At 71.0% G+C, this 17,887-nt stretch carries 20 protein-coding genes; 11 read left to right on the top strand and 9 right to left on the bottom strand.

Going from position 1 to position 17,887, the window contains the following annotated elements; genetic code table 11:
• Positions 1 to 64: 64 nt before the first annotated feature.
• From ABH940_RS27840 to ABH940_RS27800, 9 genes are all read right to left on the bottom strand, one after another.
• Positions 65 to 1,060: a hypothetical protein gene (locus ABH940_RS27840; RefSeq protein ID WP_370106511.1), complete on the bottom strand. Its 996-nt coding sequence runs from the start codon at positions 1,058 to 1,060 to the stop codon at positions 65 to 67.
• 59 nt (positions 1,061 to 1,119) lie between these two features.
• Positions 1,120 to 1,905 carry a DUF317 domain-containing protein gene (locus ABH940_RS27835; RefSeq protein WP_370106510.1) on the bottom strand — a complete coding sequence of 262 codons (786 nt, stop codon included), beginning with the start codon at positions 1,903 to 1,905 and terminating at the stop codon, positions 1,120 to 1,122.
• Positions 1,906 to 2,053: 148 nt separating this feature from the next.
• Complete coding sequence (locus tag ABH940_RS27830; RefSeq protein ID WP_370106509.1) at positions 2,054 to 2,935, bottom strand: DUF317 domain-containing protein; 882 nt, start codon at positions 2,933 to 2,935, stop codon at positions 2,054 to 2,056.
• Positions 2,901 to 3,608: an HAD family hydrolase gene (locus ABH940_RS27825; RefSeq protein ID WP_370106507.1), complete on the bottom strand. Its 708-nt coding sequence runs from the start codon at positions 3,606 to 3,608 to the stop codon at positions 2,901 to 2,903. Before ABH940_RS27825 ends, ABH940_RS27830 begins: the two co-directional genes overlap by 35 nt.
• Positions 3,605 to 4,771, bottom strand: coding sequence for an MFS transporter (locus ABH940_RS27820; protein WP_370106506.1), 1,167 nt, complete (start codon positions 4,769 to 4,771; stop codon positions 3,605 to 3,607). The genes ABH940_RS27825 and ABH940_RS27820 overlap by 4 nt, the downstream gene beginning before the upstream one ends.
• Entirely contained in the window at positions 4,768 to 5,604 is an 837-nt protein-coding gene (locus ABH940_RS27815; RefSeq protein WP_370106505.1) for a DUF317 domain-containing protein, read from the bottom strand. Before ABH940_RS27815 ends, ABH940_RS27820 begins: the two co-directional genes overlap by 4 nt.
• Positions 5,591 to 6,013, bottom strand: a complete 423-nt coding sequence (locus ABH940_RS27810) for a hypothetical protein (RefSeq protein WP_370106504.1) — start codon at positions 6,011 to 6,013, stop codon at positions 5,591 to 5,593. Before ABH940_RS27810 ends, ABH940_RS27815 begins: the two co-directional genes overlap by 14 nt.
• A 155-nt stretch (positions 6,014 to 6,168) precedes the next feature.
• Positions 6,169 to 6,549 carry an SH3 domain-containing protein gene (locus tag ABH940_RS27805; RefSeq protein WP_370106503.1) on the bottom strand — a complete coding sequence of 127 codons (381 nt, stop codon included), beginning with the start codon at positions 6,547 to 6,549 and terminating at the stop codon, positions 6,169 to 6,171.
• A 127-nt stretch (positions 6,550 to 6,676) separates the two neighbouring features.
• Positions 6,677 to 7,417 carry a site-specific DNA-methyltransferase gene (locus ABH940_RS27800; protein WP_370106502.1) on the bottom strand — a complete coding sequence of 247 codons (741 nt, stop codon included), beginning with the start codon at positions 7,415 to 7,417 and terminating at the stop codon, positions 6,677 to 6,679.
• A gap of 477 nt (positions 7,418 to 7,894) precedes the next feature.
• Between ABH940_RS27800 and ABH940_RS27795 the strand changes: the two genes are divergently transcribed.
• The 11 genes from ABH940_RS27795 (at position 7,895) to ABH940_RS27745 (ending at position 17,887) form a co-directional block, all read left to right on the top strand.
• Positions 7,895 to 9,055, top strand: coding sequence for a C40 family peptidase (locus ABH940_RS27795; RefSeq protein WP_370106501.1), 1,161 nt, complete (start codon positions 7,895 to 7,897; stop codon positions 9,053 to 9,055).
• A 191-nt stretch (positions 9,056 to 9,246) separates the two neighbouring features.
• The gene (locus tag ABH940_RS27790) at positions 9,247 to 9,552 is read left to right on the top strand and encodes a DUF6112 family protein (protein ID WP_370106500.1); all 306 of its coding nucleotides are present in this window, start codon (positions 9,247 to 9,249) and stop codon (positions 9,550 to 9,552) included.
• The gene (locus tag ABH940_RS27785) at positions 9,552 to 10,241 is read left to right on the top strand and encodes a hypothetical protein (protein ID WP_370106499.1); all 690 of its coding nucleotides are present in this window, start codon (positions 9,552 to 9,554) and stop codon (positions 10,239 to 10,241) included. Before ABH940_RS27790 ends, ABH940_RS27785 begins: the two co-directional genes overlap by 1 nt.
• A 27-nt stretch (positions 10,242 to 10,268) precedes the next feature.
• Positions 10,269 to 11,777, top strand: a complete 1,509-nt coding sequence (locus tag ABH940_RS27780; protein WP_370106498.1) for an ATP-binding protein — start codon at positions 10,269 to 10,271, stop codon at positions 11,775 to 11,777.
• A gap of 72 nt (positions 11,778 to 11,849) precedes the next feature.
• Entirely contained in the window at positions 11,850 to 13,301 is a 1,452-nt protein-coding gene (locus tag ABH940_RS27775) for an SCO6880 family protein (protein ID WP_370106537.1), read from the top strand.
• 15 nt (positions 13,302 to 13,316) lie between these two features.
• Entirely contained in the window at positions 13,317 to 13,757 is a 441-nt protein-coding gene (locus ABH940_RS27770; protein ID WP_370106497.1) for a DUF6238 family protein, read from the top strand.
• Positions 13,758 to 13,777: 20 nt separating this feature from the next.
• A complete protein-coding gene (locus ABH940_RS27765) occupies positions 13,778 to 15,298 on the top strand; it encodes an ATP-binding protein (protein WP_370106496.1) in 1,521 nt (506 codons plus the stop codon).
• Positions 15,299 to 15,304: 6 nt separating this feature from the next.
• Positions 15,305 to 15,910 (top strand): hypothetical protein, encoded by a 606-nt coding sequence (locus ABH940_RS27760; protein WP_370106495.1) that lies wholly within the window; start codon positions 15,305 to 15,307, stop codon positions 15,908 to 15,910.
• Positions 15,907 to 16,695 carry a hypothetical protein gene (locus tag ABH940_RS27755; protein WP_370106494.1) on the top strand — a complete coding sequence of 263 codons (789 nt, stop codon included), beginning with the start codon at positions 15,907 to 15,909 and terminating at the stop codon, positions 16,693 to 16,695. Before ABH940_RS27760 ends, ABH940_RS27755 begins: the two co-directional genes overlap by 4 nt.
• A 68-nt stretch (positions 16,696 to 16,763) precedes the next feature.
• Positions 16,764 to 17,141, top strand: a complete 378-nt coding sequence (locus ABH940_RS27750) for a hypothetical protein (RefSeq protein ID WP_370106493.1) — start codon at positions 16,764 to 16,766, stop codon at positions 17,139 to 17,141.
• Positions 17,132 to 17,887, top strand: a complete 756-nt coding sequence (locus ABH940_RS27745) for a hypothetical protein (protein WP_370106492.1) — start codon at positions 17,132 to 17,134, stop codon at positions 17,885 to 17,887. Before ABH940_RS27750 ends, ABH940_RS27745 begins: the two co-directional genes overlap by 10 nt.

The raw sequence follows: 17,887 nt of genomic DNA, 5'->3' as shown, positions 1-17,887 counted from the left end.
CTTTGGTGCGTCGCGGCAGGGAGGTGGGCGGTACGGGTGTGGTCACGGCGGGAGTCCCCCAGGGTCAGCGGCTACGGGCGGGGTTCTGCGCCTTGTGGGCTTGAGGCGTTGCGGCGGGTGCGCCGGTGCCGGTGGCGACCGGCCCATCGGGGCGGGGACCGGTGTTGATCGTGGAGCGGGCGTTGCTCGCTGCTTGAGCCAGGGACCGCTCGTAGTGGTCGATGGCCGCCTTCGTGGAGACACCCGGGGCCGGGGTGATGCTGGCTGGCGGCTGCCATGGCGGCTGCTGGACCGGGACCTGGACCCAGACGGTGCCGGCCGACCGGGCACCGGGCGGAAGGCTGCCGGGCTGCCACATCGGCTGGGGCGGCCTCGGCTTCATGAGGTTGACCAGGTTGTCACCGATCCTCTCGAAGAAGCGGTCGACGCGGCCGAGGAAGCGCTGGAACGGGCTGGAGTTGGGCATCGTTCCCGGTGTCGCTGGCTGGACCACGGGCACCCGGGTGGTCAGCGGCTGGCCGGGGACCGGGTGGTTGATGTCGCGGCTGATGTCGTAGGGGATGTGAGTCAGGTCGAGCGCGAGCGAGAGGCGCGTGACGGTGTTCAGGGCGTAGTCCAGGGGCGCGCCGAACGGCAGGACGTACAGACCCTGGTGCTCTAGGAGGTGGAAGCCGCTGTTGGACAGTAGGCCGTGGGCCTGGCCCTTGCCGGGTGTGGCGGTGGTCGCCACGACGCCCAGCACAGGGTGGCGGTAAACCGCCACGGTGGGGTCGGTGTCGGGCACTTCGGGGTCGAGTTCCTCGGCGGCCTCCCGCGTGCGCTCGGCCTGGTCGTCAACGAGGGGCCCAGTGCCGTGGACGATGTACCCGGCTTGGTGGAGCAGGCGGGCGCAGGTCTCGGCGACGGCGTGCTGCTCGTGTTCGGCGACCGCGATCGTGTGGGGGGTTCCGGTGCCGGCCCTGGTGAAACCCAGCTGCTCCAGGGCGCGGGCGAGGTTGACGTCGGGCTGGCTCATGCGGGCGACGATCTCGCCCGGTCGCTGCCCGGTGGACAGGGTCACGGTGGTGTCGGTGTAGATCGTTTCTCCTCAGTGGAGGTGCTGGCTGTGCGGCCCGCGGGTCAGGGCCGGTGGGGAGGGTGCTGCCTCGCTGGTGCCGGCTTCGCCGCCGGGAACGCCACGTCGGGATCGTGGTCGGACTGCAGGTCCAAGGTGGTGCGCACCTGAGCGGTGGCGGCCCGCGAGGTGGGCGTCGCCTCCCGCTCGTGCCGGCTTGCCAGGTCCAGGTCGAGGACCGCGCCGCGGGGGCTTAGCGGGGGGAGGCTGCTCGTCATGGCCTCGTAGAAGGCTTTGACGATCTTGTGTGGGGTGTGGTGGCTGAACGTGCTGTGCCAGCGTTTCGCGCCGACGCCGTCGAAGGCCCACCCGGCTTGTTCGGCGGGCTGCTCGTCCGGGTAGGGCGGCGGGTGGACGATGACCGACGCCGTGCCGTCCGGGGCGCGGAGCATGGTGTTGCCCCCGCCGGTCCAGCTGGTCCAGCCCTGTTTGTGGGGCAGGATCAGCGGGTCGGCCTCCTCCTCGTACGGAAAGCAGGGGTCGCTGCAGATTGCGTCGGCCAGCTCTGCGGTGACCGCTGCGATGTACTCCTGCGGGGTGCTCCCGTCGAAGGAGAGGTGCCACAGCGGTGCCAGCAGCGCTTGCTTGGACGCCGCGATCTGCACGATGAGGTCGGGGGACTCCTCTGGCATGACGGCGAGGCGGACGCGCTGGCAGGGGCTGGTGAGGTGGTACTGGCCGATCGTGTCGTAGACGGCCGACCAGTGCCTCGCGCGAAGGGGCGCCATCAGCACCTCGTCGTAGCACTCGTCATAGGCGTCTCGCAGGCGGCATGGGATGTCCTTGGGCACGGCCCAGGCGTTGTATCCGGTGGGTTCGGGCAGTGCGTTCTCCTCGTGGACTTCGTCCGCGCTGTTGGTGTGCTCGTGATGCTCGGGGCTTCATCCGGACTGCCGCGGGGCTTCGCCGCTTCAGGGCATCCGGCCCGGTCGCCGGGGATCAGCGGCCTCTGCGGGTTGCCTGTTCGGGCTTCGACCGCGGCGTCTCTCCGGCCGGGCGACCGCTCACGGCCAGGGGAGGGGGTGCGGACCGCGACGTGGCGAGCGCAGCCTTGATGCGATCCGCGGCAGGCTGGCCTGCCGGGCGCACGGTCAGGTGGGGCAGGCAGGCGGGGTGGAGGTCCTCTCGGTGGCGCTCAACGGGACCGGTGGCGATGAGGGCGCGGGCGGCGGCTGAGATCAGCGGCAGCGGTGTGTCGCGCGAGAACTCGGCGGACCATCGCTCCTCGGGTGGCCCCGCCCATATCCTCCACGTCTCGTCGTAGGGGTCGAACTCCTCTGCCTGCCAGGGCTGGGGGTGCCGGTGCACGATGATGCCTGCCAGTCCTGACGGTGCGTCGACCGTGGTGTCGTGGTCTCCGATGCGCACGCTCCAACCTGCCTGCCGAAGGGGCGCGATGGCCGTGTCCACGTAGTGCAGGTTCATTTGGAACGTCCGGTCGGGGACGGTCTCCAGGTTGTCCGCGACGGTGGTCAGGAAGGCGTTCACGATCTCAGGCGGGGTGGTGCCGTCGAACGCGGCGATCCAGTCCGGCGGGGCCAAGGGGTATTCGGATGCGGTGATCTGCCAGGGGGCCATGGCTTCGCCGAGGAATCCGGCGCGGACGCGGTGGCAGGGGCTGGTGTAGAAGAGGCTCTCGTCGGTGCTGTGGCTGATCCAGCCGAACGTGCTCGTCAGCTGGTCGAAGGCGACGGCGGGGTCGACGCGCGGTCCCGCCAGGTAGCGCGGGCTGACCCGGACCCTCTCGTCGTCGGGCGTGGGTGCGGTGATGGGCGTCTCCTCGGCGTCAGAGCAGGTGGCGAGAGCCGTGCACGGGGGCACCGACTGCGCTGGCGGCAGGAGCGGAACGCGAGTGCGCCGGCGCTTCGCAGGTGGTGGAAGTGCCGTCGTGCTGGGTCAGGTGCCGGACGAAGTCGGTGGTGTCGCCGGTGAAGTGGTAGACGGCCATGCCGAGTTGCCGTGCTGCCTGGGTGTTGTCCAGGCGGTCGTCGATGAACAGGACGTGCTGGCGCTCGCCGGGTTCGACTCCCATGGCGGTCAAGGTGGCCTCGTAGGCGTAGGGATGCGGCTTGTTCTCGTGCAGGTCGCAGGAGAAGCGGAGCACGTCGAACTCATTGGCCCACGGCGTCTGTTCGATGGCGCGGGCCACGCCGTCCGGCGCGTTGGAGAGCAGCGCGAGCCGCATGCCGCGGTGGCGCGCGGCCCGGAGCAGATCGACGACCTGCTGGTCGGCCCGCATCCACATGCCGGTGTCCGCTGCGGATGCTTCCTCGCGTCGATCGGCAGGGCAGCCCATGCGAGCCCAGAACCGGTCCGCGGTGATCAGTCCGCGGTCGTAGTCGGGGCGCAGGCTCCAGAAGAGCTGCTGGAAGGGGGCGAGCGAGTCACGGTGCCAGCCGGCGACGCGGGCCAGGCGAGCCCAGTCGTCGGCTCCCGCCTGGCGTCCGATGACGCCGTTGTAGTCGGCCAGAGCCCATCGGGGGGCAGTGGTCATTCAGGTATCTCCACGTGTTGGGGGCGGACGCTGCCCGCAGCGGCGCTGACGGCCAGCGCCAGGGCTGCGGGCAGCGTCAGAGCGGTGGTCAAGGTGGTGGTGCTAGCGATGGCGCCGATGGCGGCGGGCCCGATGACCATGCCGAGGTATCCGGCGGAGCTGACCAGGGCGATGTCCTGGCCTGACCGGCCCGGGCGGATCGAGGCGGCAGCGGTGACGGCGCAGGGCACGACGGCGGCCAGCCCCGCTCCGAACAGGGCCCAGCCGATCAGCGCGAGGACCGGACTGGAGACCAGGAGGCCGGCTCCCAGCCCCGCCGCCGCCAGCAGGCCCCCGGCGCGAACCAGGGTGACCGGGCCAAGGGCCTGGGCGACGCGGTCGCCGAAGAACCGGCTCAGGGCCATGGCAGCCGAGTAGCAGGCGTAGGCCGCCGCCGACAGGGCGACCTCGGCATGCAGCGTCAGGTGCATCTGCACGGCCGACCAGTCGGCTGCGGCTCCCTCTCCGAGCAGGCTGGCCGCCGCCACGGCGCTGAGGACGACGAGCACCCGAGGCGGACGTGCCGTGTGGGCACGACGGGTCTTCGACGCCTCCGCCAGCCGGTGCTGGCCATCGATCCCGGTGGCGGCGGGCAGCGCGAGCAGCGTCGCTGCCGCGACTGCGGCACCGCCGGCGAACGTGGTCTGGGGGCCGAGGCCGAGCCCGGCCGTGGCGGCTGCGGCGAGCGCCCCGGCCAGTGCGCCGCAGCTGTAGACCCCGTGGATGGACTGCATGATCAGTTTTCCGTAGGCCCGCTGGCAGCGGGTCGCGGTGATGTTCATGCTGACGTCCAGAGCGCCGTGGCTCAGCCCGAGCAGTGCGCACTCGGCGAGGAACACACTGAACTGTCTAGAGAATCCGAGGCCGAGCAGGGAGAGGGCAAGAGCAAGCGCGGATGGGCGCATCAGGCGGTGCGCGCCCACCCGGTCACCGATCCGGCCGGCTGCCTGAAGGCCGACGGTCATGCCCAGGGCGGTGCAGAGCAGTCCGACGCTCAGTGCGCCGACTCCGAGGTGGAGTCGGTTTTGCACGGAGGGAAGGCAAGCGCCCCACAGCGCCAGGACGAACCCGGCCAAGGCGAAGTACCAGCTGATGACCCGGCGTTGGCGCCGAGGATCGGTCATCGGCGACGGCCTTCGTGTGAGCGGCTCGGGGGCTCGGTGATGCGGGGGTGCGGAGCGACCGGTGGTCCGGGACTGGTCTCCGGGCTCGGTGCACGGTCGATTTGGAGGGCTGATCCCAGGCCCTCCGGCAGTTCGTGGCGATGCCGCCTCACCGGTGCCGGGTCGACCACTGCGGCGAAGAGGGCCCGGACCAGGTGCGGCGGGGTGCCCATGCCCAGGATGGCCTCCCAGTGCAAGGTGCCGGCGCCAACGCTGAACGTCCACCCGAAGGCGGGGTTCGGTGGACTGTCCTCGTCGAAGTGCAGCGCGGCGACGGCGAAGCCGTCGGGCGAGGTACACGTGGTGTGAAAACGCTCAGCGTGGTGCGTCCAGCTTGCTTCGACCAGAGGGGCGAACGCGTGGTCGAGGGGCCGCGGCTCGAACCAACTGCTCCGCCGGTGGTAGTCGTTGTCGAGTGTCTCCGCGACGGCCCGGTGGAACGCCGCGAGGATCTCCTGGGGTGTCTCCCACGAGAAGAAGGCCGTCCAGTCGGGCTCTTGGGGCGCGAAGCAGTCCTCGTGGGACGCCATCTGCCAGGGCCAGTCGGTGTACGGCGCGGGCAGCAGCCCCACTCGGATCTGGTGGCTGGGGCTGGACGCGAACTGCTCGCCCTGGGCGTTGACCCACATGGGCCAGTGGAACTCACTGACGAGCACGGTGTCCGCCATCCCCGTCTCGTCGGTGTCTCCGGCGAGGTAGCGGGGGCGTACGAGCACGCGGTCGTCACCGAGGGCTGCTGCGCGTCGGCGCGCGGAATCAGGGGAGATGGTGTTCTCCTCCTCAGCCGCGGCCAAGGTCGTAGACGCCCTTGACGGCGTCCGAGGTGGTCCATGTGTTTCCGCTGCCGTTGGCCGGCACGGTGCGCTTGGTGAGGGCATAGGCGTTGCCGTCCCACTGCACCTCCAGCTTGTGGGCGGTGGTGCACCGGTTGTGCCAGTAGACGGTCGTCGAAAACCACCCCGAGTCGTCCCACGACCAGGCGAAGCAGCCGGCGACGCCGCGGTGCGTGGCCGCCCAGGCAGGAGTGGTCGACAGGCCCACCAGGGCAAGGGTGCTGGCGATGAGGACGACCACGCGCATCCCGCGCGAGTGACGGGGGGTGGCCGCCATGCCGATGGGGCTGGCGATGGTCTGGGCAGGCTTTTCTACGGTCAGGGTGCTCTCCAGAGGTTGTTCGGCCAGCCCCTGTTCCCTCCGGCTCATGAGACCGGAGGGAACAGGGGTCGCCGCAGGGGGAATGCCGCCACAGGTGCTTTGGGGCCGTTCAGTTGGCGGCGCTGCCGTTCGTCACGACGGTGACGCTGACGTCGATGTGCGCCAGGGTGTGCGGAACAAGCAGCGCAGCCGACCGGTCGTACTTAGTCCAGCTGCGTGTAGCAGCCGCCGATGTACCGCAGGTAGTCCGAGGACACCCAGCCGGTCGTCCCCGCCTTCAGTCCGTAGGCGGACTTCGTCAGGGTGCGGACCTTGTACCAGGTGTAGTTGGGGTAGGCGATGTCGATCGAGTCGACTCGCACGCCGCTGCTGAGCTGGCCGATCGTCGCGTATCCGGTTCCGGGGCCGGTGCGGATCCGCAGTGCGGCCGTGTTGACCACGTAGAGGTCGCAGTCGACGGCGGTGCGGACGGCGGCCGGGCGCGCCGTGGCCGTCGGGGTGGCCGCGGAGGCCGTGACGGTCGGGACCAGCATTGCCGCCCCGAGGGCGGCGGCGGTGAGGACTGTGCGGGCGGACTTGCGCAAGTAGTTCTCCTGTAGAAAAGGGGTGCCCGAAGGGGGCGAAGGGTTTTCCAGCTCACCGAGGCCGCCTGGCGCCACGGCGGATTGGGGTTCCGCACACCGGTGTGGCGGACGTCGGCGTGCGGAACAGTCACGGGGCTTCTGCAGCCACCTGCTCCTGGGCTTCGCGCAGGCGTCGTTCGGCGATCTCGGCATAGTGCTGGGTCGCCTCGATGCCGACGAAGGAGCGGCCTTCCAGGAGCGCAGCGACGCCGGTACTGCCCGACCCGGCGCAGAAGTCCAAAATCGTTCCGCCGGGGACGCAGATCTTCGTCAGTTCGCGCATCACCGAGACCGGCTTCTGGGTGATGTGAACTCGCTCCTGGCCCGAGGGCTGGCTGGCTGAGTACAGGCCGGGCAGGTAGACCGGGTTCCGCGACCCGTCGATCGCCCCCTTGCTGCCCCAGTAGATCAGTTCACAGTTCTGCGTGAACCTCCCCTTCTGGGGCCGCGCCTGGGGCTTGTGCCAGGGGACGATGCCGCGCCACAGCCAGCCGCCGGCCTGGAGGGCGTCGCCGGTGGTCGCGGACTGCCGCCAGTCTGTGAACACCAGCAGGGCGCCGCCCTCGCGGGTGACGCGGTGGGCCTCACTGAGCAGCAGCGACAACCAGTACCCGTACGAGTGTTGGTCCTTGTTCTCCCCGGGGAAGTCCGCGAGGTCGTGCTTCGCGTCGTTGGAGGTGTACTTCGCACGGGCGGATTTCCCGACGCGTTCCTGGGTCGTGCGCCCGCCGCTGTTGTACGGCGGGTCGGTGATCACGCAGTCCACCGATGCGTCGGGCAGCGAGGCGAGGATACGCAGCGCGTCGCCCTGATGGAGGGCATAGGTCAAAGGCTGACCTCCTGAATGGTGAGGCGAAAAGGGGAGCCGGACACGGCGCAGAGTTCCCCGGTCGGCTATACGAACGTATCGGGGAACGGGTATCCCACCGCAACATTTTTCCCCTGCTCAGGCAGCAGGAAGGAAATGTTGCCCGGGATACCCCAGAGTCTCTAGCGTCTATTGCGTCACCCCGGAACTGCACCGCCCAGCAGGTCGGTACCGATCCTTCCATCGCACCCATCAGACCGGAGCCCCGTGCCTGCGCCGTAACCGCCCCTATCGCCCGACCCGTTCCGCAGACGTGCCGACCGGAAATCCTGGCAATTCCAGCCACGGATTTCCCACCGACCGCAAGGAGAACGTCGAATGCATTTCCCGAATTGACGACGCACCACCTGCCCCAGCCATGATCGGAGGCTATTTGGCGACCCATCCCCATGTCGGCGAGCAGAAGCAGGCGCGGCCCACGACCTCCGGACGCCGCCCGTGAACAAGGGACTTCCCGCAGCCGCGGCCATCGGCATCCTCTGCTCCCCTCTCCTGCTCGGCCTGGCTGCCGCTACGGTCAACTCGGCCAACGATGCTGTTGCGGCTGCGAGTTGCTCGACCGGTCAGTCGGTCGACGAATCTGCCATCGCCACGGCGGTCAAGGCCATCCTGGCGGGGAAGAAGGCGCCGACCGCGGTGTCGGGCCTGGACGCGCCCAGTGTCCAGATCCCGTTCGCCGAGGACATCGTCGCCACCGGGATGTCCATGACCGTCCCGGCCAGGGGTCAGGTCGTCGCCCTAGCCACCGCCCTGCAGGAGTCCGGCCTGCGCAACCTGTCCGGCGGCGACCGCGACAGCCTGGGCTTGTTCCAGCAGAGGCCATCGCAAGGCTGGGGCACGCCGGACCAGATCATGGACCCGGTCCACGCGAGCACCGAGTTCTACAGCCACCTCCTGCAGGTGCCCGGCTGGCAGCAACTCACGGTCACCCAGGCCGCGCAGGCGGTGCAGCAGTCGGCATACCCCGACGCCTACGCCAAGTGGGAGCCGCTGGCCACAGCCCTGCAGACAGCACTGGCCGCGGCGCTCGGCCCCACGGGCACGCCAACTGCCACAAGCAGTGCCTCGCCCCACCCCTCCCCCGGAGCGTCGAGTACCTCAGACCCCTCCGGGTGCGATGCGGACGGCACGCAGTTCGGCCCCATACCCCCGGGCACCGTACCTGCGGGCTACCAGGTCCCCACCGATGCGCCCGCGGCAGTGCAGACCGCCATCCGTTGGGCCATGGGGCAGTTGGGCACCAGCTACCAGTGGGGCGGGTCCTGCACCGACGCCCACAGCAGCACCGACATGATGGGCCACTGCGACTGCTCCAGCTTGGTCCAGCAGTCCTTCAAGGCCGCCGGCGTCACCCTCGGCCGCACCACCTACGACCAGGTCACCGAGGGCAAGGCCATCAGCGTCGCGAACCTGCAGCCCAGCGACCTGCTGCCCGGTGACCTCCTGTTCACCGAGGGCTCCGCGACGGCCCCCGGTCACGTCGGGATCTACATGGGCGACGGGCTGGTGATCAACGCTCCGCACACCGGCGCGGACGTCGACATCGACACCCTGGCGTTCTGGCTACCGCAGATCCTCGCGGCCCGACGCGTCGCTTAGCGATCTTGCAGAAACGTTCCTTCTAGGCCGCCTCGTCGGCCTTTCCGGCCCACCGCCGCACGGCCTCTCTCGGCCTTCCGGTCCGGTGCCTTCCCCGGTCCCGCGCTGCCGTCTCGCCGCGGACCGTTCGCCGCAACCTTCCGCGGCCCCTCCCCGCTCACCGCCCCGTCCGCTCATCCCCTGGAGTGCTCTTGCGCGTCCCGCCGCACCTGTTTCTCGCCTTCGACCCGGGCATCAAGCCGGCCGAGGGAGGACTTCCCGGACTCGACGTCCTGAAGTCCACCGTCAACAGCATCAACCTCTTCGCGATCATCGCGACGGTCGGCGCGCTCTGCGTCTCCGGCGTCGTCTGGGCCTGGGGCCACCACACCGGCAGCCACGGGTCGGAAGCCAAGGGGAAGCAGGGCGCCCTGGTGGCCGCCGGCTGCGCGCTGCTCCTGGGTGCCGCCAACGGCATCGTGGCGTTCTTCTCGCAGGTGGGGACGTCGGTTCACTGATGCCCCCCGCCCAGCCCCCCTTCGGCAGCGAGAGCGGATCGCCGATCTGGCGCCGCCTGCTGGTCGGGCTGGCCGTGCTCCTGGCCGTCGCTCTGCTCGCCGTGCTCGCCGCACGGTGGCAGGGCGGCGGCCCCGCCCGGCACGCCTCCCCGACTGCCACCACTCCCAGCGCCAGCGCGCCAGCCCCCTCGCAGCCCCCCTCCCCGACGGCGACGCCGAGCACGCAAGCGCCCGGGTCCGGTCCCATCCGCACCCAGTCGCCGACCGACTTCGCGAAGGCGTTCACCGCCGCGCTGTGGTCCTACGACACCCGCACCACCAGCCAGCCCCAGCACCTGGCCGCGCTCAAGCAGTGGCTCACCGGCGAGAGCAAGTACGCCGACCCAGCCTCGATCGAGAGCCAGGTCCCCACGGCCGACGTGTGGCAGCAGATGCGCGCGGACGAGCAGTACGCCATCGCCACGGTCACCGAGGCCCACATCCCCTCGGCGTTCAACCAGGCCATCACGGCCAACCCGGCCGCGCTGACGACGGCCTACATCTACGCGGTCACGGTCACCGGCAATCAGTCGATCTTCTGGACCGCCTCCGGGCACGGCGCCGAGGCCCGCGCAGTGACGCTCGCCGTCCAGTGCCGCCCCTCCCAGGACTGCGCCCTGGCCTCGATCGCCACGTCCGTCTACCCCTGACCCCCACCCCGGAAGGGAGAACCCACCATGGGCTTCTGCGACCTGCCCGGCGCGGGACTGCTCTGCGACGTCACCCCCGGCGGCGTCACCGACTCGATCACCGAGTCCATCGGCAACTGGCTCGCCTCCAGCCTCGGCGACCTGGCCGTCTCCGCCACGAACATGGCGGCCCAGGCGATCAACAACACGACCACCGTCGACCTCAACGCCTCCTGGTTCCGCGACAACTACGCCACCGTGCTCCCGATCGGCTTGGTCATCCTGGTCGCAACCTTCTGTATGCAGCTCGCCCGCGCTGCGATCCGGCGCGACGGCCAGGCCCTCGGCCAGGCGGTCACCGGCACTGCCACCGGCGTGCTGTTCGCGATGACCGCGTTCATCTTCACCTCGGTCGCGCTGACGGTGGTGGATGCACTCTCAGCAGGGCTTTTCTCGCTGGCCGGGTCCTCCATGAGCGATGCGGTACGCCGCATCATCAAGGTCGGTGAGATCACCGCCGCCGGGGGCCTTGGCTGGACCATCGCCGCCGTGGCCGCCCTGGCGTGCGCGGTGGGCGCGTTCCTCTACTGGGGACTGCTGATCTTCAGGAAGGTCTCGATCCTGATCCTGGTCACCCTGGCCATCTTCGCTGGGGCGGGCGGAGGTTGGGAGCCCGCCGCCCGGTGGCGCAAGAGCTGGATCGAGACCACCGCGACGTTGGTCTTCTCCAAGCTGATCATGACCGTGATCTTCATCCTCGGCGTGAGCGCGATCGGCAACTCGAACACCAAGGACGGGACGGCCGCGCTGTCGGACATCGTCGCGGGCATGGTCGTCATGCTGTTGGTGCTGTTGTGCCCGATGGCCTTGTACAAGTTCATCCACTGGGCCGGCGACTCCGGTGCCAGCGAGCTGCACCGCACCGCCTCCAGCGGGCTGAACACCGCTAGCGCCGCAGCCAAGAAGGCCGCGCAGATGGCCATCACCAAGGGTGCGGGCGCCAAGGGCGGGGGCGGCGCCCCGCAGGGCCCATCGAACCTCGGTGGGGACGGGTCCTCGCAGTCCGGTTCGCCCGAGGGCTCGGATTCGCCCCAGGGAGGCATGCCGACCTCGTTCAAGTTCCCCGGCACCGCCGGATCCAAGGAGGGCGGCGGCAGCGGCGGCGGGCAGCAGGTCAGCAATCAGCCGCTGATCCGCCGGCCTGGGCAGGGCGTGCAGGGCATCTCCCCGCAGGCCGACTCCTCGCCGAGCGGCGACGGCGGCAAGTCCCTGTTCACCCAGGGTTCCTCGTCGCCGCAGCCGTCGGGAACGGGCTCGGCTGGATCCCCGTCCCCCGGGACACCCACTGCGGCCCCGAGCTCTGCGTCCCCCAGCGCCAATCCAGCTCCCGCAGGCGGCTCGGGCGGCCCCCAGTCCGTGATCCCCGCGACCGGCGGCCCGCAGGTCACCGGCGCTGGATCCCCGGCCGTGCACCCCGTCCCGGCGTCCCGCAGCGCTCCGGCGGTCACAGCCGCTCCGGGCGCATCGACTCCTCCCGCCGGCCCTCCGACTCCCTGACCATCGCGCGGCTCCCCCGCCCCTCAATGCCGTGCGAGGGAGCCGCCGCTCCGAACGACCAGAAGGACTGCTCTGTCCGAGGAACCGATCACCATCAAATTCCCCAACCGCTCGCGCCGCGGCATCCTCCTGGGGCTGTCCCTGCCCCAGCTGGTGCTGACCGGACTTGCCGGGCTCCTGCTCCTGGCCGTGATGCTCACCAGCGGTCTGATCGCCGCCGCCGAACTCACTCCGCTGTGGGCGGCCGTCGCGGCCGTGGTGCTGATCCGCTACCGCGGACGGGCCCTGGCCGAGTGGGCGCCGATCTACGGCCGCTACCGGCTTCGCCGCGCCCGGGGGCAGCTGGTCTGGCTCGCCCGACCCACCACCCGCCCCAAGCGCGAGGGCCTGCTGCACCTGCCCGGCACCGCCGCCTCCCTGCGCGTGGTCACCTCCCCCGACGGCCGCCTGTCCGCCGCGCACGACCCTCACCGCGGCACGCTCACCGCCGTCCTGCGCATCTCCAGCAGGGCCTTCGCGCTGCTGGACCCGAGCACGCAGAACAGCCACGTCCGCGACTGGGGCCGCACCCTGGCAGCGCTCAGCCGCTCCGGCCAGCTCGCCTCCATCCAGGTCCTGGAGCGCACCGTGCCCGACTCTGGCGACACCCTGCAGCGATACTGGGCCGACCACGGCCTGCCGGGCACGCCCGTCGCCGGGCCCATCTACGAGGACCTGCTCGCCGCCGCCGGACCGGCCGCAGCCCCGCACGAGACCTACCTCAGCATCGCGCTGTCGCTCAAGAAGTCGCGGCGCCTGATCGACCAGGCCGGCGGCGGCCTGGTCGGCGCCTTCACCGTACTGGCCCAGATCACCTCCAGCCTGGACCAGTCCGTGCGCAACTCCGGCCTAATCCCCGGAGGCTGGCTCACCGCCAAGGAGATCGCCGCTACTGTCCGCACCGCCTACGACCCCGCCGCCCTCGCTGCGCTCGAACGCTGGTCCACCGCCGGCCGGCCGTCAGCGGACCCCGCCGCCGCCGGTCCCGTCGTCATGGTCGAGGAGCCCGACCGGCTGCGCACCGACTCGGCCTTCCACTCCGTCTTCTGGATCGAGCAGTGGCCGCGCACCGAGACCGGCGCGGGGTTTCTGCATCAGATCCTGTTCGCGAGCGGCGCTCGGCGCTCGCTGTCGCTGACCTACAACCCGAAAGCCCTGGACGAAGCGCTGCGCGAAGTCCAGCGCCAGAAGGCGACCATCGTCGCTGACGCCGCCGAGCGCGTGCGCAAGGGCCAGGTGGACTCCGAGTCGGACACGGTCGAGTACACCGACGCCAAGGTCCGCGAGGCGCAACTGATCGCCGGACACGCGGACGTGGGTCTGACCGGACTGCTGGTCGTCTCCGCCGACACGGCGGAGGAGCTGAGCGCCGCCTGCGCCGCCGTCGAGACCGCCTCCCGCGGATCGCTCCTCGACCTGCGGCAACTGACGTGGCAGCAGGCCGAGTTCTTCACCACCGCCGCCCTGCCCCTCGCCCTCCTGTGAACGATCGGCGCCTCCGTGTCTACGCCCCCGCCCGCCCCAGCGGCGGACCCCGACCTGCTGGCCCACGCCACCACGGCGCTCGACGTCCTGCGCCTGACCGGCGTCCACGGCGACGGACCCCCCGCGCGCAGCGATCTGGACGCCTTCCACGCCCACACCGCCGCGCTCTACGGCCTGCTCGACTCCAGCGTCGCCGCATGCCGGCCCACCGACCCCGCCACCGCCGGGCACCTGCACGCGGCCCGCATCCGGCTGTGGCAGGCGGCCGACCAGTTCCACCTGGCCTACCACGCCCGCCCCGCCGCACCCGCAGCACCACCGCCGACCCCAGCACATCCCGAGGGCCGGACCGTCCTGACGATCTGCCAGCGCCACCAGTGGTGCACCGCCCAGGTCCGCCGGATCGCCACCCCCGCCGACCTGCGCTCGCCCTCCCCCGGCCTGCCCACGCCCTGACCCACGCCCCCCGGAGCCGCATGCGCCGCACCAGCGCCACCCGCACCTTCATCCCCCAGCGCAGCGACCGCCAGACACGCCGGCGCGAGCAGCGCGCCCTGGTCGAAGCCCGCCGCAGCGCCCGCGCCGCCGTCCCGCCGAAGCCCCGGCGCACCGCGCCGCAGAACGACCCCGAACTGAGCCCCACCTACCCCGCCTCCGGCCGGCCCGGCCCCGCCTCCGCCCGCAGCGGACGCCACAAGCTGCCGACGCACCGGATGACCACCGCCACTGCCGCCGGCATCTACCCCTTCCTCGCCGAGGGCGGTCTGGGGGCCGGGGGTATGTACATCGGCAGGGACGTCCACGCCGAAGCCGAGTTCGTCTTCGATCCGTTTGCTTTGTACGGCCGGGTCGACGGCTTCACCAACCCGAACGTGCTGCTCGCCGGGATCATCGGTATGGGCAAGTCGGCGCTGGCCAAGAGCATCGCTCTGCGGAGCGTCGCCTTCGGCTACAAGGTGTACGTCCCCTGCGACCCCAAGGGTGAGTGGACGTCGGTGGCCTCGGCGCTCGGCGGTCGCACGATCGCCCTGGGGCCGGGCATGCCGGGCAAGCTCAACCCTCTCGACGCGCCCGCCGCACCGACCGGCATCGACCCGAAGGACTGGGCGGTCGAGGTGCGCAAGCGCCGGTTGCTGCTGCTCGCGTCGCTGGCCCGGACGGTCCTGGCCCGCGATCTGACCCCGATGGAACACACGGCCCTGGACGTAGCGCTCGACACGATCGTGGTGCACGCCGAGACCACGGGCCGGGTTCCGCTGCTGGGCGACATCGCCCTGCTCCTGGCCACTCCCGACCTGCTCAACGATGCCCACGGTGACCAGACCCGTCGCCTGGGAGCAGCAGCCGAGGACCTCGCTCATGCCCTGCGCCGACTCGTGCAGGGGGACCTCGCCGGGATGTTCGACGCCCCCAGCACGGTCGAGTTCGACCCGAGTTCGCCGATCTTGACGATCGACCTGTCCCGGCTGGGCTCCAGCGGCGATGACACCGGGCTGGTCCTGGCGATGACCTGCGCCTCGGCCTGGATGGAAGCCGCGCTGTCCGACCCGACGGCCGGGCGTCGGTGGGTCATCTACGACGAAGCATGGCGCGTCCTGCGCCATGCCTTCCTCCTGGAGAGGATGCAGAGCCAGTGGAAACTCTCCCGGGGACTCGGGATCGCAAACATGCTGGTCATCCACAGGTTGAGCGATCTGTTGTCGGCCGGTGACGCCGGTTCGCGGGGCCGTGCCCTGGCCGAGGGTCTGCTGACCGACTGCAGCACCCGGATCGTCTACCGGCAGGAGGCCGACCAGCTCGCCGCCACCGCCGGGCTCCTCGGCCTGACCGGCGTCGAGACCCAGGCGATCAGCGCCCTGAACAGGGGCAGGGGCCTGTGGAAGGTCGCAGGAAGATCATTTGTCGTGCAGCACTTCCTGCACCCCGCCGAGCTCCAGCTCTTCGACACCGACGCCCGGATGCAGTCGAAAGGCGCCGCGCTCACGAACGCTGCGTGACGTCCGGTGCCGCTGACGCCCCGTGGATGTGCGGCGCGGCTCCAACTTACATCCCTGGAGAGCTCTCTGATTTCCGATCATGAGCGTGTCTTTGAGGCGCGCTTCGACTACTCCGGTCTCCGCGACGGCGACTTCACCGCCTTCGCCTGGCTGCGCGGCGCAGTGATCCGCTACCAGCACGATCTGGCGCCCCTCTTCGACGGCACCCGAAGGTATGCCGCCGAGGTGTCCTTGCTCGACCCGGCGGTCGGCACGGGAGAGCCTCCGGCCGAAACCGCCAACTGGCGGCTGATCCTTCACGGCTCCGGCACTCGCGCGGACGGGCAGCGGAGCCAGTGCTGGGCACTCTTCGGTGCGGGCGCCGAGGCCACCGACAATCCGCCTGAACGGTTGGTCGCGATCAACTTCGACCTCGCCGGGCACGCCCTTCCCGAGGAATGCGGCGAGCCCGAGGCCGACTCGGCTGGCGCCTTCCCGGCTGCCTCCTGCCAGCACTCCGAACGCCGCGCAGCAGCCACCACCCGCACCGCGGACGTCTCCGCTCAAGCCGGAGTTGCCCGCGCCGCCACTGGTGACGCCCTGCCGATCAACAAGGCCAGCCGCTCTCGGTGAGGGCGACGCTCTTGGAGGACGCCCTCACCGACGCCTCTGCACCCGCACCTTCATCGCCAGCTGCCCCCTACGCACACAAGGAGTTCCAGCCCATCCCCAGCCCGCTCATCATCACCACAGGTCACCGGCCCGACCTGGACCTGCTGGTCGCAGCGGCAGCCGACCGGCGCAGCGCACGATACCTGGAGCAGGCCGGCTTCGTGCGCGACGACGCTCTCGACCTGCACCGGCCGCGCCGCAACACCTCCGCCTCAACCGCCGTGCGGCAGCTGCGGGACGCCGTCGACCTGCTCACCGGTGCCGACTACGGGGTCACCCGGATCTACAGCGAAGCCGAGCAGCGTGCCCGCGCAGAGAACCGTCCCTCATGGATCGAGCAGGCCCCCGCGCACACCGCGTCCGGCAAGTCCGCGTGGTCCGACCTGGTCACCGCCGACATCTACAACGGCCACCTGGTGGTCCTCGCCGCCCATGATGCGCCCTACAGCCGGGAGTTGCTCGGCTACTACCCCGCCACCGGCGAAGCAGCCACCTTCTACACCGAGAGCTCGGGCGGGCGGCGCCCCCACTACGGAATCGGCCGGCATCTCGATCTGGCGACCGCCCTCGCGGCCTGGGAGTCGTGCGGCTATGCCTCCCGGCCGCCGCTGGTCGGCCCGCGTCGCTCCGCCGCGCTGGCCCTGTCGCCCGTTCTTCCCGCGCGAACGGCCTCGGGGCAGCCGCAGGCCGCCGCCCCGGTCAGCGCAGCCCCGACGGCAGCCACGCGGGCTGCCCCACCGCGGTGACGTCGTCAGTCCCCATTTCCCGCCCACGAACTCCCCCTCTGTCCCTGAACCGCCCTACGGAGGCCGTCTTGTCTACTTCTCTCACCCGCCTGGACTCCCGAGTCGAGGCCGCCCTCGGAGTCAGCGTCGCCGCCCTGCACGCCCAGGAGGCCCGCCTCACCGCCGCCGCGGCCCGCGTCCTCGACGCTCACCGGACGCTGACCAAGGCCGAGACGGCCACGGCCTTCGAGCGGGTTCGTCTTCTGATCTGCGCGGACCGCCAGCGCCGCGTCGACGCGGACCTGCTGGCGGATCTTGCCACCCAGCTGGAGGTCCTGGAGGACGCAGCGACCGCCCGCGACCAGGCCGAGGAGGACCTGCTGGCCCGGATCGAGGAGATGCGCCAGCGGCCCGCTGCCGCCGCCACCACCGCTGCACCGTCCGCAGCCGCCGCGCCGTGCCGGTGACTCCGCGGACCGGCGTCCAGAGCAGGACTGTCGCCACCTTCGGCTGGAACTTCGACGACGGCGAGTGGGTTCAGGTCCCCCGCGACCGCCTCCTTGTCGGCAAGGTCCTCGGCGAGACCGGCTTCCACTACACCTCATCCACAGGCGCCTGGCGCCTGCACCCCTCCCGGCACGAGCGCGACCAGGTCGCGGCGGCTGCCCAGGCCGTCAACCTGTTCATCGCCGCAGGACTGATGGTGCGCAACTGGCACGCGCCACAGCAGCGTTCGGCCGACGTGGGGCGCCACTACGCCTGGCTGAACTCCCAGGAACCCTTCCCGGACGCCGAGTCGACCGCCGAGGCCGCCAGCGCAGAAGCCGCCACGCGCACGCTGCGCACCGGAACGCCGGAGCTGACCCGTCTCCTGGCCAGCGGCGACCTTCGGGTGGAGGCCCGGCGGACCCTGGGTGACGAAGAGTGGCTGCTCGCCTCCGAGCGCACCCGCCCCAGGCACTACCTGGAGTTGCGCCACGAGATCCCCACCGCCTCGGTGTGGATCACCGGGGACATCCACGAGTCCTTCGCCGGCCAGGCCCGCCAGGACTTCCGGCTGTTCATCCTGCGCGAGACACGGCCGCCTACCGCGGCGCGGACCAGAGCCGCCACCGCCGCGAGCCGGCTCGCCCATTCCGCGCCTCAGCGGCCAGCTCAACCTCTTCCCCCGGCCCAGCGGACACACCGCCCGGATTCCGGCCCTCACCGCTGA

The organism is Streptacidiphilus sp. BW17 (assembly GCF_041262485.1).
Lineage (GTDB): Bacteria > Actinomycetota > Actinomycetes > Streptomycetales > Streptomycetaceae > Streptacidiphilus.
Note: the sequence above shows the minus strand (reverse complement) of the source record. Positions and strands in the feature narration are given on the sequence as shown.

Bases quoted from the DNA above. Each gene is read 5' to 3' on its own strand.
- ABH940_RS27825 (WP_370106507.1), bottom strand. From the start codon at position 3,608: ATGACCACTGCCCCCCGATGGGCTCTGGCCGACTACAACGGCGTCATC.
- ABH940_RS27820 (WP_370106506.1), bottom strand. From the start codon at position 4,771: ATGACCGATCCTCGGCGCCAACGCCGGGTCATCAGCTGGTACTTCGCC.
- ABH940_RS27810 (WP_370106504.1), bottom strand. From the start codon at position 6,013: ATGAGCCGGAGGGAACAGGGGCTGGCCGAACAACCTCTGGAGAGCACC.
- ABH940_RS27785 (WP_370106499.1), top strand. From the start codon at position 9,552: ATGCCCCCCGCCCAGCCCCCCTTCGGCAGCGAGAGCGGATCGCCGATC.
- ABH940_RS27780 (WP_370106498.1), top strand. From the start codon at position 10,269: ATGGGCTTCTGCGACCTGCCCGGCGCGGGACTGCTCTGCGACGTCACC.
- ABH940_RS27765 (WP_370106496.1), top strand. From the start codon at position 13,778: ATGCGCCGCACCAGCGCCACCCGCACCTTCATCCCCCAGCGCAGCGAC.